This is a genomic window from Pseudomonas sp. Emmai (assembly GCF_055179735.1).
This window is the reverse complement of record NZ_CM143685.1, coordinates 3,344,838-3,358,669: the sequence shown is the minus strand read 5'-3', so window position 1 is coordinate 3,358,669 and position 13,832 is coordinate 3,344,838. Positions and strand designations below refer to the sequence as shown.

Genomic DNA, 13,832 nt, shown 5'->3' with positions numbered 1-13,832 from the left:
CTCCTACAGGTCATTGGTCAGACTTTTTTGTGTTGTTCCACCCATTGCCCGTAGGCATTGATGAAGCTTTGTAAAAATGGCTTCACTGATTCGGACAACTTGCCCGCCTCATCAAACGCCGTCCCGGCCCCGCCAAGATAGGCTTCCGGCTGCTGCATGCAGGGCACATTGAGAAACACCATGGACTGGCGCAGGTGATGGTTGGCACCAAAACCGCCAATCGCACCCGGTGAAACGCTGATCACACCCCCCGGCTTGCCGCTCCAGGCACTCTTGCCATAAGGACGCGAACCGACGTCAATCGCGTTCTTCAACGGTGCCGGCACTGAACGATTGTATTCCGGGGTCACGAACAGCACTGCGTCGGATGAACTCACTTGTTGTCGGAAAGTGCTGTAGGCTGCCGGCGGTGAAGCGCCATCGATGTCTTCGTTGTAGAGTGGCAAGTCGCCAATTTCGACGATGTTCAATTTCAGATTGGCAGGCGCCAGATCAGCCAGGGCCAATGCGACCTTGCGGTTGATCGACTCTTTTCTCAAGCTGCCGACCACAACGGCGATCGTATAGACGTTGCTCATGGAAGATTCTCGACTGTCCGATGGAAAGAGCCTGTAGTTATAGATGACGATTCAATCAGCGGGCGAGCGAAAATCGCTGCCCCTGACTATTTTTTTCTTGTAGGAAAACTTACTTCGCCCAACCACGGTCTATTGAGCCGCAAATTGAGTGATTTATCTCCAGAGGTTTAAGCAGATGGCAGCAGTACTCGTCGGTCAGTTCCATGCAAGAGACGCGGAAGGCCGTGTTTATTCCGTACATGAGTTCCAGGAATCCACCCCGTCGGCAGACGGCGTCGAAGGCTCGGAGCCTGTCACCAGCTACAAACTGGCCATCGGCGATCGCATGAAAAAGCTCAATGACAACCAGTTCCAGTTGATCCAGTCGGATATCACCCTGACGCGCGAACCGGACACTTACATCGGTAGCCTGCCGGAAACCACCGTCGCTTCATAACCCTGTGTTATGAGCAGAAGTCATATGCACGCACTTGAGTTAGGATTCAGCCACTGACTCCCTCACCTGCTGAACATGGACTTCACGCATGCGTTTACGTCATATCGAAGTGATCCAGGCGCTCTTGCAGACCGGTCACCTGGGCACCGCCGCCGAATGGCTGCAGTTGCCGGTGGCCGAGGTCGAAGGGATTTTGCGCGACGCCGAGGGTCAGTTGGGCTTCATGCTGTTTTCCAGCGTGCGCGGCCGCTTGCAGGCCACGCGCGAGGCGCGGGAGTTGCAGGTCGAGATCGCTCACGTCTATGAAGCCCTCGAACCGGTGCAGCGCCTGGCCAACAGTCTCAAGCAATACCTCGCTCCACCGTTGCGCGTCATCGGCACCCCGCCGCTCGCCCAACTATTATTGCCCCACAGCATCGCGGCCCTGCGCCGACGTTTCCCCGATGCACCGTGCACCCTCCTCAGCCAACCCACCCGCGAGATCGTCCGCAGCCTGTTGCTGCGCGAAAGCGACCTGGGCCTGAGCCTGCATGATCCCGACCATGCCGACATCGATTGCCAGGTGATCGCCCAGGGCAAGCTCCAGCTACTCGCGCCCCACGGCTGGCTGCAACCCAAGCAGAAATATGTGTCGGTGCAGGATCTGGCGGGCCAGTCGATGGTCGGCCTCGAAGGTCACGACCCGCTGAGCCCGGCGCTGGAAACCAAATTGCAGGCGCTGCGCCCTGCGCTGGTGATCCAGACCCGCGTCCAGACTCATCAAATGATGCGCAGCATGGTCGAGGCCGGTGAAGGCCTGGCCATCGTCGACCCCTTCACCGCCCTCGGCGCCAAGTCGTCCGGCCTCGACGCCTGCCCACTGGCACCGGCCGTGCCGATCAGCCTCTACGCCCTGACCTTGAAGAACGCCGAGCCCTCGCCCGCCGTCGACGCGTTGCTGGCGATCATTACGGAACAAGCCGTGGCGATGCTGGCGAGCTGACCGGGTTTTCCAGCGGATTATCGAACAAGCGATACCAGAACAATGCGACTTCGGCGGTGTTCGGGTCGATGCCGCGATAGCGCAGATGATCGATCCCGCCAATCACATAACCACAGCGCTCATAGAGCCGGCAGGCGCCGAGGTTGTTGTTCTGGGTTTCGAGCATGATGCCCGGCAGTTTCTTCTTGCGACTCCAGAACTGTGCGACATCCAGCAACGACTTGGCCACACCATGGCGTCGCGCCGGGGCATGCACCGCCAGTTCGTCGATATGCGCGAAGCCGTTCCAGTTGGTGCTGATCACCAGATGGCCCACCGGTTCGTCATCCAGGTACGCCATGAAAATCGCACTGTCGGCGGCATCGCGGAAACTGCTGAACTCTTCCGGATCGATGCCATAGCACTTTCGATACGGCGTGATCGGCGTCACCGGCCACTGCGCCACCGGCTTGCCAATGTGTGCGGCACCGTAGGCGACGACTTCAAAACTGAAATCGCTGCCCCAGATGTAGGCCGCAAAACCATCGTCGGCAACGCGCACCGACAGCCCTGGGTATTTCGGATTCATGACCGGTTGCATACTGGGGAAGGTCCTCATTCCTTGATGCAATCGACGGTGTAATGCCGCCCATTGCCCTCGTCTTCGTGTTGCAATCCGTGCACATCGGCGACAAATCCCGGGAAGCTGCTGTCGAAGGTACGGGCGAATGCCAGGTAGTCGATGATCGATCGGGTCGACTCGGTGAAGCGCTCACCGGGCATGATCAAGGGAATCCCCGGCGGGTACGGCACCAGCATCACGGCGGCGATGCGCCCATCCAGGGCATCGATCGATACCGCCTCCACCTCACCGCGCACCAGATGATCATAGGCGTCGGCAGGCTTCATGGCGATTTCCGGCAGTACGGTGTACATGCGTTTGAGGTGCTTGGCCGTGGCATTGCTGCGGTAGCAGGCGTGCAGTTGATCACACAAATCGCGCAGGCCCATGCCCTGATAACGCGCCGGATTTTCCTGGGCGACACACGGCAGGCAGGTGTTCAGGCTGACATTGGCGTCGTAACTGCGCTTGAACTCCAGCAACTCGGTGAGCAACGTGCTCCATTTACCCTTGGTGATACCCATGGAAAACAGCACCAGGAACGAATACAGTCCGGTCTTCTCGACCACCAGCCCGCGCTCCCAGAGGAACTTGCTGACCACCGCGGCCGGAATCCCGCGCTCGCTCAAGGCGCCGCCAGCGGTCAGGCCCGGCATCACCAGGGTGACCTTGATCGGATCGAGCAGCACGTAGTCATCGGTCACGCCACCAAAGCCGTGCCAGTCGGCGTCAGGCTGCAGCAGCCAGTCTTCAGTGATGACTTGCGTAATGCCTTCCACCGACGGCGGTTGCCAGATGGAAAACCACCAGTCATCCGCCGCGATGTGCTGCCGCAGATTGGCCAGGGCCCGGCGGAAGCTCAGGGCTTCGTCGAACATCTCCTGCAACAGCGAACGCCCGGCCGGGCCTTCCATCATCGCCGAGGCCACGTCCAGCGAGGCGATGATGCTGTACTGCGGCGAGGTGGAGATGTGCATCATGAACGCTTCGTTGAAACGGTCGCGGTCCAGTTGCCGCGCCCCGCCGTCCTGTACGTGGATCATCGACGCCTGGCTGAACGCCGCGAGCAATTTGTGCGTGGAGTGGGTGGTGAACACCAGCGGGCTGTCTTCGCTGCGCGAGGTGCCCATGCCGTAACGCCCGGCGAAGAACTCGTGAAACGCCGCGTAGGCGTACCAGGCCTCATCAAAGTGCAAGACCTCGACGCTGTTGCCCAGTTGCTGCTTGATCAGTTCGGCGTTGTAGCAGAGGCCGTCGTAGGTCGAATTGGTCACCACCGCCAGCTTGACCTTCGGCGCGCGGCCCTTGGTCAACGGGCTCGCATCAATCTTGGCCTGGATCGACTCGCGGCTGAATTCGCTGAGCGGGATGGGGCCGATGATTCCCAATTCATTGCGCTCCGGGCACAGGTACAGCGGGATGGCGCCGGTCATGATGATCGAGTGCAACACCGACTTGTGGCAGTTGCGATCCACCAGCACCAGGTCATCCCGGGCGACCATGGAATGCCAGACAATCTTGTTCGCCGTGGAGGTGCCATTGATCACGAAAAAGGTGTGATCCGCGCCAAAATTGCGCGCAGCCCTGGCTTCGGCTGCGGCCAGAGGGCCGGTGTGATCAAGCAGCGAACCGAGTTCCGGCACCGATACCGATAAATCCGAACGCAGGGTGTTTTCCCCGAAAAACTGGTGGAACGCCTGCCCCACCGGGCTCTTGTGATAGGCCACGCCACCGCCATGACCGGGGGTGTGCCAGGAATAGTTGGAATCGGCGGTGTGCTGCACCAGGGCCTTGAAGAATGGCGGCAACAGACCGTCCAGGTACTTGCGCGCCGCCCGGGCCACCTGACGGGCGAGGAATGGCACGGTGTCTTCGAACAGGTACAGAATGCCGCGCAATTGATTGAGCTCGGCCATGGCGTCGGCCGGGGCGTTCTCCAGGGTAACCTGCTCGCCCAGGGCGAAAATCGGCAAGTCCGGCGCACGCACCCGGGCCAGGCCGATCAGTTCGGCCATATTGTGTAACAAATGAGCGTTCGTGTTGGCGTCTTCGGCGGCGATCAACATGCACGACAGGCCGTGATGAGTCGAGGCCACCAAGCGCCCTTCGGAGTAATCCACCGCACTGAGAATGCTGAAGCCTTCCTGCTCCAGCTCCCGGGCGATGCCACGCACGCGGTCACCGGCAACCGTGTCGGCCTTGATGTCGCGATGGACGATCAGGACCGGGAATTTCAAATCTTTATACATGGGGCTCAGTGTCCTGAGGCGGCAGACCGTGGCCTGCCAATTCCCTCAGGGTAGAGGGTTGAGGCGGATGTGGCGAGTGCCGATGCCCTGAAGCGGGTCAGTGGGCGCACCATCATGTGGCCAGCAATCTCAGTCTGAAATGATGAGTTGTGGCTTGATGATGACCTGTGGCTTGATGATGACCTGTGGCTTGATGATGACCTGTGGCGAGGGAGCTTGCTCCCGCTGGGGCGCGAAGCGGCCCCCTGTATCTCTTCCAGATACACCGCGTTCGCTGGTCTGACGACTGCTGCGCAGCCGAGCGGGAGCAAGCTCCCTCGCCACAAAAGCCCCGCAAGCCTCAGGCTTGGGCTTTTGCTTCGACCAACTGCTGCCACAACGACGGCGCCCCGGCGGATTTGGCCACCGCTTCCAGGCGCGCGATGTGCTGAGCCAGGTCGTCTTCACTGGCGCGGATGATCCGGGTCGGCTGGCGATCGGCCGGCAGGCGGCGAATCTCGGTGGCCGAGTTGTCCGCGCCCTCGCCCGAACCGTTGCCGTCAGACGCGTTACCCGCCAGGGACAGGCTGGTCTGCCCGCCAGTCATGGTCAGGTAAACGTCGGCGAGAATCTCGGAGTCGAGCAAGGCGCCGTGCAATTCACGGCCAGAGTTGTCGACGCCGTAGCGTTTGCACAAGGCATCGAGGCTGTTGCGCTGCCCCGGGTGACGTTCCCGGGCCATCATCAGGGTGTCGAGGATCGAGCAATGCTGCGTGATGTCAGCCCGATCGTGCTGGCCCATCAGCGCGAATTCGTTGTTGATGAAGCCAACGTCGAACGCCGCGTTATGGATGATCAGCTGCGCGCCCTTGATGAACTCGAAAAACTCATCGGCTACTTCGGTGAAGCGCGGCTTGCCCACCAGGAATTCGTTGGTGATACCGTGGACGCCGATGGCGCCTTCATCACTCTCGCGGTCCGGTTGCAGGTAAACGTGGAAATGCCGGCCGGTGAGGCGCCGACCAATCAACTCGACACAACCGATTTCGATAATCCGGTGGCCGTCGGTCACCGGCATGCCGGTGGTTTCGGTATCGAGTACAACGGATCTGGTGGCCATCAGTGCTCAGCTCTCAACGGGTCAATCGTGCAAAAGCGGCAATCTTAACATGCTCGCACGTCGACTCGCCCACCCCGAAGTTGATCGTTCCCACGCTCTGCGTGGGAATGCCGCCACGGACGCTCCGCGTCCGGCTCCTGATGTGACGCGGAGCGTCACGGGATGCATTCCCACGCGGGAGCGTGGGAACGATCAGGGCCGCGCCGCCCATCAATCCTGTTTGTAGCCGCGCACTTCATCGACGCCACGATTGGCCAACTGGTCAGCCCGTTCGTTGCCATGATGGCCAATGTGCCCACGTACCCATTTCCAGGTCACGGTGTGGCGGTTGACCTGTTCGTCCAGCAACTTCCACAGGTCGGCATTTTTAACCGGTTCTTTCGCCGCAGTTTTCCAGCCGCGCTTCTTCCAGTTGGCCATCCACTCATTGATGCCTTTCATCACGTACTGGGAGTCAGTCACCAGCAGCACGTCGCAGGAGCGCTTGAGTTCTTCCAGGCCCTTGATTGCGCCCATCAGCTCCATGCGGTTGTTGGTGGTGTTGGCTTCGCCGCCCCACAGTTCCTTCTCGACGCCCTTGCACACCAGCAGTGCGCCCCAGCCGCCGGGGCCGGGGTTGCCTTTGCAGGCGCCATCAGTGAACAGTTCTACGCTATCGCTCATGCCAATCTATCCAGAAAAATGCGGTGGCTCGCCGATCCGGGATCGACGATGCCCGAGGCCGGGGTGACCCGGCCGGGAAAATAAAGAGTGTTTACGGCTCGATATGGCGACGATTGACCTTGGCCATCGGCAGCGGAATCAGCTTGCCCATCGGCTCGCGTCGCTCCTGACGCACGGGACGCAGGCCCACCACGATCTTGCGCGCGACCAATAAATAGAAGCCACCGCCCGACAGTTGCCAGTCACCGGCCTTGCGCTCCCAACCGGCCAGACGGGCCTGCCATTTGGGCGACGCAAGCGGCGGACGATAGCACCCGAAGCGGCGTTTCTCCAGCGCGAAACCCAGCAAATTCAGCCAGTCACCGACCCGTGACGGCGAAATGCAGCGGGCCTTGCGCAAGGCGTCGTGGGCGAACACATGGCGCAGGCCCCACGTGCTCCAGGGGTTGATGCCGATGATCAGCAGATGCCCGCCGGGCCGCACGCTGCTCGCCGCTTCGCGCAGCAAACCGTGGGGCGACAGGCAGAAATCCAGCCCATGCTGCAACACCACCACGTCGGCAGCGTGCTCGCTCAGGGGCCAGGCCTGCTCTTCGCAGACGATCTCGACGCCGGGCAAGGGCGCGCCGAGCCGCACGTTGCGCTGCACTTGCGGCGCCGACGGCGGAGTTTCGGCCGATGGACCGTAGTGCACCAGGTAGCCGCCGAAGAACCGGCCCAACTCGTCTTCGAGCATGCGCCGTTCTTCGTCCAGCAGGAATTGCCCGATCGGGCCGGACAACCATTCTCGGGCGGCGCTGATCAATGTCAGCCACTCAGGATCGGCCTGAGCGAACGCTTTATCGGTCATTGCATTCTCCAAAGCGCCAGGAAGTTCTAAGATGCGCCATTGTTTTCCGCTTGGCGAATTCGACGATGATACAGATCAGTGCCCTGCCCGCCTTCACCGACAACTACATCTGGTTGTTACAGGATCACCGAACCCAGCGCTGCGCCGTGGTCGACCCGGGGGACGCCGCGCCCGTCCAGGGCTGGCTGGCGGCGCATCCGGGCTGGGTGCTCAGCGATATTCTGATCACTCACCATCATCATGACCACGTCGGCGGCGTCGAGCAGCTGAAAAATGCGACAGACGCGAAAGTCTATGGCCCGGCCAGTGAAACCATCCCCGCACGGGACGTCGCGCTCAAGGACAACGACCGCATCAGCGTGCTCGGCTGGGACTTCGAGGTGTACGCCGTGCCCGGTCACACCCTGGGCCATATCGCCTTTTACCACCACGGCCTGCTGTTTTGCGGCGACACCCTGTTCGCCGCCGGTTGCGGCCGCTTGTTCGAAGGCACCCCGGAGCAGATGCACACCTCGCTGTCGCGCCTGGCTTCGTTGCCTGAGGACACGCTGGTGTACTGCACCCACGAGTACACTTTGAGCAATCTGAAGTTCGCCATTGCGGTGGAACCGGGCAATCCGGACACGGCCGCGCGTCTGGAAAAAGTCACCGCGCAGCGGGCAGCCGGAATCATGACGCTGCCCTCTACGCTGGCGCTTGAAAAGCAGACCAACCCGTTTTTGAGGGTTGACGAAACATCCGTTAAAGAAAAAGTGGACGAACGGAGCGGAACCCAAAACCGGGGTCCGAGTGCGGTCTTTGCTGCCTTGCGGGCTTGGAAAGATAAGTTCTAAGCTGGCTGCCTGTTGGTACAAAAATTCTGAATGGTTGACCGCAAGGGGTACGCTTTCTAGAATCGCCCGACATTTTTGCCCGGAACTCACTTCCAGCCAATGTCGTCATCTATTCGTAAAGCCATCAATTCAGACGCATTGACCCGCCTGGCTCAAGCCATCGCGGTGGCTGTGTCCGCCACATTGGCGGGCTGTTCAAGCCATGTCCCGCAAACCGAAGCCACACATACTCCGAATATTGCCGCGCGAGCCAAGCAGAAACCGATCTGGCTCAGCGAGAAACCAACGCCGCAAGTCCCACAGGACGTCTGGGAGCGTATGCGCCAGGGCTTCCAGTTGCAGGACGGCCTGGGCGTCAACCCGCGTATCGAGCAACAACGACTGTGGTTCGCCAGCAACCCGTCCTTCCTCGAAAACGCCGGCGAACGCGGCAGCCTGTACATTCACTACATCGTCGAACGCCTTGAAGAACGCAACATGCCGCTGGAACTGGCGCTGCTGCCAGTGATTGAAAGCGCCTACAACCCGATGGCCTATTCCCGGGCCGACGCGGTGGGTCTCTGGCAATTCATTCCTTCCACCGGGCGTTACTTCAACCTGCGCCAGACCCGTTTCTACGATGGCCGTCGCGACATCACCGCCTCGACCACCGCTGCCATGGACTACCTGACACGTCTACACGACATGTTCAACGGTGACTGGTTGCTGGCACTGGCGGCGTATAACGCCGGTGAAGGCACGGTCAGCCGGGCCATCGAGCGTAACGAGAAGCTCGGTCTGCCGACCGACTACTGGAACCTGCCGCTGCCGGCCGAAACCCAGGCCTACGTGCCGAAGTTGCTGGCCCTGTCGCAAGTGGTGCTGGCGCCGGAAGCCTACGGCGTGAACCTCAACCCGATCGCCAACGAACCGTATTTCCAGGTCGTCGAAATCAACCAGCGCATGGACCTGTCCAAGGTTGCCGCGGTGGCCAACATCGACGAAGACGAACTGTTCCAGCTCAATCCGGCCTTCAAGCAGCGCACCACCATCGACGGTCCCCAGCATTTGCTGGTGCCGACGTCCAAGGCGCAGTTGCTGACCGCCAGCCTGTCGACCATGCGCCCCGAGGAGTTGATCAGCACACGCCAGCTCAAGCCTGTGTTCGAAGGCGCCGACGACAACGAAATTGCCCGACTCAAGCGTGCCTATCGCGTCAAACGTGGCGATAACCTGGGCACCATCGCCAAAGCGAACAAGGTTGACGTGAAAGACCTGCAACGCTGGAACAAATTGACCGGCAAGGACCTCAAGGTCGGCCAGACCCTGGTCATGCAGGACAACACCAAGCGCAGCGGTCGCCGGATCAACACGGTCGTGGCCGCCAGCGGCAAGTCGAAGGGCAAGGACACCGGCAAGACGCAACAGACCCAGTACAAGGTCAAGCAAGGCGACTCGCTGTATATGGTTGCCAAACGTTTCAACGTTGAAATGCAACACCTCAAGCGCTGGAACCCGCGGGTTGGCCAGGCGCTGAAGCCGGGTCAGATGCTGACGGTGTCTTCGCCACGCTAAGCAAAGAGCCCCTGAAATCCAGGGGCTCTTTTTTGCCTGCGGTTTGAGGACCATCGTAGCTTTTGTGGCGAGGGAGCTTGCTCCCGCTCGGCTGCGCAGCAGTCGTCAATCTTGCCAACTTGGTACAACTGAAGGAATGCAGGGGGCCGCTTCGCGCCCCAGCGGGAGCAAGCTCCCTCGCCACAAGTTATGCATCTTTGCGTACGATCGTGCCAGCAATTAACGGCGCATTAACCCCCTGTCTTTTTCCTGTCGATACAAGCTGTTACTGTACGGCCCACAAAGCCCAAGCCGCCTGGATCGGATCCCTGACTTGAAGCGTACCCTCCTCCTTCTCCTGATCAGCCTGGCCTTGAGCTCCCCCGCAAGCGCGACGATCAGCGAAAGCCATGGTTATGCGCAGTTCGGCACGCTCAAGTACCCGGCCAGATTTACCCACTTCGACTGGGTCAACCCGCAAGCGCCCAAGGGCGGTACGTTGCGGGTGATGGCGTTTGGCACCTTCGATACGCTCAACCCCTACACCTTCAAGGGTTCAAGCCCGGTTTCCACGCCGAATTTCCTGCAATACGGCATCAACGAGCTGAACGAACCGCTGATGGTCGGCACCGGCCAGTACGCGCCGTCCGGCGACGAGCCGACCTCCAGCTATGGCCTGATCGCCCAATCGGTGGAATACAGCGAGGACCGCAGTTGGGTGGTGTTCAACCTGCGCCCCGAAGCGCGGTTCCACGATGGCACACCGATCACCGCCTATGACGTGGCGTTTTCCTACCGCTTGCTGCTCAAGGAAGGCCATCCGCAGTACCGCACCAACCTCCAGGAAGTGCTGCGGGTCGACATCCTCAACCCACAACGCATTCGTTTCGTGTTCAAGCGCGCCGGCAATCCGTTGCTGATCCTGCGCCTCGGCGAATTGCCGGTTCTGCCCCAGCACTACTGGAAAGGTCGCGACTTCAAGGCCACCACGTTCGAACCGCCGCTGGGCAGCGGGCCGTATCGCATCACCTCGGTGCAACCGGGACGACAGATTGTGTTTGAGCGGGTCAAGGATTACTGGGGCAAGGACCTGGCGGTCAATCGCGGCAAGTACAACTTCGATCGCATGGAAGTCGAGTTCTACCGCGACAGCGACGTGGCCTTCGAAGCGTTCAAGGCTGGTGAGTTCGACATCTACATCGAGCACCAGGCCAAGAATTGGGACAACGGCTACAACTTCCCCGCCGTGCGCCGTGGCGATGTAATCAAGGCGCAGATCCCGCACCAGATCCCGACCCAGAGCCAGGGCCTGTTCATGAACACCCGGCGCCCGACCTTTGCCGAGGTCAAGGTGCGTGAAGCGCTGGGGCTGATGTTCGATTTCGAGTGGACCAACCGCACGCTGTTCAGCGGTGCGTACAAACGCGCCGTGAGTTACTACCCCAACAGCGAGTTCTCCGCCACGGGGCTGCCGGTCGGTCACGAATGGCTGATGCTCAAGCCCTACCGCGATCAGTTGCCCGCCAAGCTCCTCACCGAGCCCTTCAGCCTGTCGCAGACCGAAGGGCGCGGCATTCCCCGGGAAACCCTGCGCAAGGCCCTGGGACTGCTGGGCGAGGCTGGCTGGAAGCTCAATGGCCAGCGCGTGCAGAACGCCGCCGGCCAGCCGCTCAGGTTCGAGATCCTGCTGGTCAACCCGAACCTGGAGCGCATCCTCCAGCCCTACGTCGAGAACCTCGCCAGCATCGGCATTGACGCGCGGCTGCGCACGGTGGATCGCGCCCAGTACAAACAACGACTGGATCAGTTCGATTTCGACATGATCCTGATGACGCTCAACCAGACCCTCAGTCCGGGCCTGGAGCAATGGCAGTACTTCCATTCCAGCCAGGTCGGGGTCAAGGGCAGTAAAAACTACGCCGGCATCGCCAACCCGGTGGTCGATCATCTGCTGGAACAACTGCTCGGCGCCCAGACCCGCGACGAACAGGTCGCCGCCGGCAAGGCCCTCGACCGGGTGCTGCTGTGGCAGCACTACAGCATTCCCAACTGGTACCTCAATTATCATCGCCTGGCCTACCGCAACCGGTTGGCCTTCGTCACCACGCCGCCCTACACCCTGGGCTTGAGCGCGTGGTGGCTGAAGTCTTCGGAGAAAGATCAATGAAACCCGTACGCGCCCTGCTCCTGCAGGCCAGCGGTCTGTTGTTCGCCGGGCTGGCCTGCGCCGCCCCGCAACACGCCCTGACTTTGTACAACGAGCCGCCGAAATACCCGGCCGACTTCAAGCACTTCGATTACGTCAACCCGGACGCCCCCAAGGGCGGGATCTTCCGCCAGGCCGGTTTCGGCGGCTTCGACAGCCTCAACCCGTTCATCAGCAAAGGGGTGGCGGCGGACAACATCGACATGATCTACGACACCCTGGCCAAACAGGGCCTGGATGAACCGTTCAGCGAATACGGCCTGATCGCCGGCAAGATCGAGAAGGCTCCGGATAACAGCTGGGTGCGTTTCTACCTGCGTCCCGAAGCACGCTTCCACGACGGCCACCCGGTGCGCGCCGAAGACGTGGTGTTCAGCTTCCAGACCCTGACCAAGGACGGCGCACCGATGTATCGCGGTTACTACAGCGATGTCGCGGACGTGGTCGCCGAAGACCCGCTGACGGTGCTGTTCAAGTTCAAGCACAGCAACAACCGCGAACTGCCTCTGATCCTCGGCCAGTTGCCGGTGCTGCCGAAACACTGGTGGGCCACCCGCGACTTCAACAAAGGCAACCTGGAAATACCGCTCGGCAGTGGCCCCTACAAGGTCAGCGAAGTCAAAGCCGGGCGCTCGGTGCGTTATGAGCGGGTCAAGGATTACTGGGGCAAGGACCTGCCGGTGAACCGCGGGTTCTACAACTTCGACGTGATGACCACTGATTATTACCGCGACAACACCGTGGCCCTCGAAGCACTCAAGGCCGGGCAGTTCGATTACTGGCTGGAAATGACCGCGAAGAACTGGGCCAACGCCTACAACATCCCGGCAGTGACCGAGGGGCGGTTGATCAAGGAACAGATTCCCAACGGCAACCCGACCGGTATGCAGGGTTTCGTGTTCAACCTGCGACGCGCGGCGTTCCAGGACATCCGCGTGCGTCAGGCCCTGACGCTGCTGCTGGATTTCGAATGGACCAACAAGCAACTGTTCAACGGCGCCTACGCCCGTACCCGCAGTTACTTCGAAAACTCGGAAATGGCCGCCACCGGCCTGCCGGACGCCGATCAACTGGCGATCCTCGACCCGTTCCGCAGCCAGCTCCCGGCCCAGGTCTTCAGCGAAGCATTCCAGAACCCGGTGACCGACGCCAGCGGCATGATCCGCACCCAGCAACGCCAGGCCTATCAACTGCTGCAAGAGGCCGGCTGGAAGATCGTCGACGACAAAATGGTCGACGCCAACGGCAAACCGGTGACCATCGAGTTCCTGCTGGCCCAGACCGAATTCGAGCGGGTGCTGTTGCCGTTCAAGCGCAACCTCAGCGACCTGGGTATCGACCTGGTGATTCGCCGGGTCGACGTCTCGCAATACATCAACCGCGTGCGCTCCCGGGACTTCGACATGATTGTCGGCAGCTTCCCGCAGTCCAATTCGCCGGGCAACGAACAGCGCGAGTTCTGGATGTCCGCCGCCGCCGACAAGCCCGGTAGCCGCAATTCCATGGGCTTGAAAGACCCGGTGGTGGACCAATTGGTCGAAGGCCTGATCAACGCCGATTCGCGCAAAAGCCTGGTGGCCCACGCCCGTGCGCTGGACCGCGTGCTGCAATGGGGTTATTACGTGATCCCCAACTGGCACATCAAGACCTGGCGCGTGGCGTACTGGAACCACATCGGCCATCCGAAGGTTTCACCCAAGTACGACATCGGCATCAATACCTGGTGGGTCAAGGCCGATGCGAAACCGGCGATAGAAGTCGAAACCAAACTGCAAGCCGACCCTGCGGGCACGGAGTAATCA

12 protein-coding genes are annotated in these 13,832 nt (G+C 60.9%); 6 read left to right on the top strand and 6 right to left on the bottom strand.

The genetic code is table 11. The features are described 5' to 3' along the window. Nucleotides 1–17 precede the first annotated feature (17 nt). The gene (locus tag ACY4LX_RS15550) at nucleotides 18–578 is read right to left on the bottom strand and encodes an NADPH-dependent FMN reductase (RefSeq protein WP_149658287.1); all 561 of its coding nucleotides are present in this window, start codon (nucleotides 576–578) and stop codon (nucleotides 18–20) included. A 175-nt stretch (nucleotides 579–753) separates the two neighbouring features. On the opposite strand from ACY4LX_RS15550, the gene ACY4LX_RS15545 reads away from it, so the two are divergent. Together ACY4LX_RS15545 and ACY4LX_RS15540 are read left to right on the top strand one after the other, a co-directional pair. After that, nucleotides 754–1,014: a hypothetical protein gene (locus ACY4LX_RS15545; protein ID WP_149658288.1), complete on the top strand. Its 261-nt coding sequence runs from the start codon at nucleotides 754–756 to the stop codon at nucleotides 1,012–1,014. Nucleotides 1,015–1,102: 88 nt separating this feature from the next. After that, entirely contained in the window at nucleotides 1,103–1,996 is an 894-nt protein-coding gene (locus ACY4LX_RS15540; RefSeq protein ID WP_463260455.1) for a LysR substrate-binding domain-containing protein, read from the top strand. On the opposite strand, the gene ACY4LX_RS15535 is transcribed toward ACY4LX_RS15540, so the two are convergent. From ACY4LX_RS15535 to ACY4LX_RS15515, 5 genes are all read right to left on the bottom strand, one after another. Next, nucleotides 1,962–2,576 carry a GNAT family N-acetyltransferase gene (locus ACY4LX_RS15535; protein WP_149658290.1) on the bottom strand — a complete coding sequence of 205 codons (615 nt, stop codon included), beginning with the start codon at nucleotides 2,574–2,576 and terminating at the stop codon, nucleotides 1,962–1,964. The two genes, ACY4LX_RS15540 and ACY4LX_RS15535, sit on opposite strands and share 35 nt — an antisense overlap. Nucleotides 2,577–2,590: 14 nt before the next feature. After that, nucleotides 2,591–4,846, bottom strand: a complete 2,256-nt coding sequence (locus tag ACY4LX_RS15530; RefSeq protein WP_463260454.1) for an Orn/Lys/Arg family decarboxylase — start codon at nucleotides 4,844–4,846, stop codon at nucleotides 2,591–2,593. Nucleotides 4,847–5,186: 340 nt separating this feature from the next. Further along, nucleotides 5,187–5,945: a DNA polymerase III subunit epsilon gene (gene dnaQ, locus ACY4LX_RS15525; RefSeq protein ID WP_429515138.1), complete on the bottom strand. Its 759-nt coding sequence runs from the start codon at nucleotides 5,943–5,945 to the stop codon at nucleotides 5,187–5,189. A gap of 210 nt (nucleotides 5,946–6,155) precedes the next feature. After that, entirely contained in the window at nucleotides 6,156–6,608 is a 453-nt protein-coding gene (gene rnhA / locus ACY4LX_RS15520) for a ribonuclease HI (protein ID WP_054047533.1), read from the bottom strand. A 91-nt stretch (nucleotides 6,609–6,699) separates the two neighbouring features. Then, nucleotides 6,700–7,458: a methyltransferase domain-containing protein gene (locus tag ACY4LX_RS15515; RefSeq protein WP_149658294.1), complete on the bottom strand. Its 759-nt coding sequence runs from the start codon at nucleotides 7,456–7,458 to the stop codon at nucleotides 6,700–6,702. Between the two features lie 65 nt (nucleotides 7,459–7,523). Here ACY4LX_RS15515 and gloB point away from each other — a divergent pair, with 65 nt between their 5' ends. The 4 genes from gloB to ACY4LX_RS15495 all read left to right on the top strand — a co-directional run bounded on the left by gloB (nucleotide 7,524) and on the right by ACY4LX_RS15495 (nucleotide 13,829). Continuing rightward, nucleotides 7,524–8,291, top strand: a complete 768-nt coding sequence (gene gloB / locus ACY4LX_RS15510; protein ID WP_463260453.1) for a hydroxyacylglutathione hydrolase — start codon at nucleotides 7,524–7,526, stop codon at nucleotides 8,289–8,291. A 99-nt stretch (nucleotides 8,292–8,390) separates the two neighbouring features. Beyond that, nucleotides 8,391–9,845, top strand: coding sequence for a transglycosylase SLT domain-containing protein (locus ACY4LX_RS15505; RefSeq protein WP_463260452.1), 1,455 nt, complete (start codon nucleotides 8,391–8,393; stop codon nucleotides 9,843–9,845). A 313-nt stretch (nucleotides 9,846–10,158) separates the two neighbouring features. Next, nucleotides 10,159–11,991: an extracellular solute-binding protein gene (locus tag ACY4LX_RS15500; RefSeq protein WP_149658296.1), complete on the top strand. Its 1,833-nt coding sequence runs from the start codon at nucleotides 10,159–10,161 to the stop codon at nucleotides 11,989–11,991. Beyond that, entirely contained in the window at nucleotides 11,988–13,829 is a 1,842-nt protein-coding gene (locus tag ACY4LX_RS15495) for an extracellular solute-binding protein (protein WP_463260451.1), read from the top strand. The genes ACY4LX_RS15500 and ACY4LX_RS15495 overlap by 4 nt, the downstream gene beginning before the upstream one ends. Nucleotides 13,830–13,832 lie beyond the last annotated feature (3 nt).

Bases quoted from the DNA above. Each gene is read 5' to 3' on its own strand.
- ACY4LX_RS15550 (WP_149658287.1), bottom strand. From the start codon at position 578: ATGAGCAACGTCTATACGATCGCCGTTGTGGTCGGCAGCTTGAGAAAA.
- ACY4LX_RS15545 (WP_149658288.1), top strand. From the start codon at position 754: ATGGCAGCAGTACTCGTCGGTCAGTTCCATGCAAGAGACGCGGAAGGC.
- ACY4LX_RS15540 (WP_463260455.1), top strand. From the start codon at position 1,103: ATGCGTTTACGTCATATCGAAGTGATCCAGGCGCTCTTGCAGACCGGT.
- ACY4LX_RS15535 (WP_149658290.1), bottom strand. From the start codon at position 2,576: ATGCAACCGGTCATGAATCCGAAATACCCAGGGCTGTCGGTGCGCGTT.
- ACY4LX_RS15530 (WP_463260454.1), bottom strand. From the start codon at position 4,846: ATGTATAAAGATTTGAAATTCCCGGTCCTGATCGTCCATCGCGACATC.
- dnaQ (WP_429515138.1), bottom strand. From the start codon at position 5,945: ATGGCCACCAGATCCGTTGTACTCGATACCGAAACCACCGGCATGCCG.
- rnhA (WP_054047533.1), bottom strand. From the start codon at position 6,608: ATGAGCGATAGCGTAGAACTGTTCACTGATGGCGCCTGCAAAGGCAAC.
- ACY4LX_RS15515 (WP_149658294.1), bottom strand. From the start codon at position 7,458: ATGACCGATAAAGCGTTCGCTCAGGCCGATCCTGAGTGGCTGACATTG.
- gloB (WP_463260453.1), top strand. From the start codon at position 7,524: ATGATACAGATCAGTGCCCTGCCCGCCTTCACCGACAACTACATCTGG.
- ACY4LX_RS15505 (WP_463260452.1), top strand. From the start codon at position 8,391: ATGTCGTCATCTATTCGTAAAGCCATCAATTCAGACGCATTGACCCGC.
- ACY4LX_RS15495 (WP_463260451.1), top strand. From the start codon at position 11,988: ATGAAACCCGTACGCGCCCTGCTCCTGCAGGCCAGCGGTCTGTTGTTC.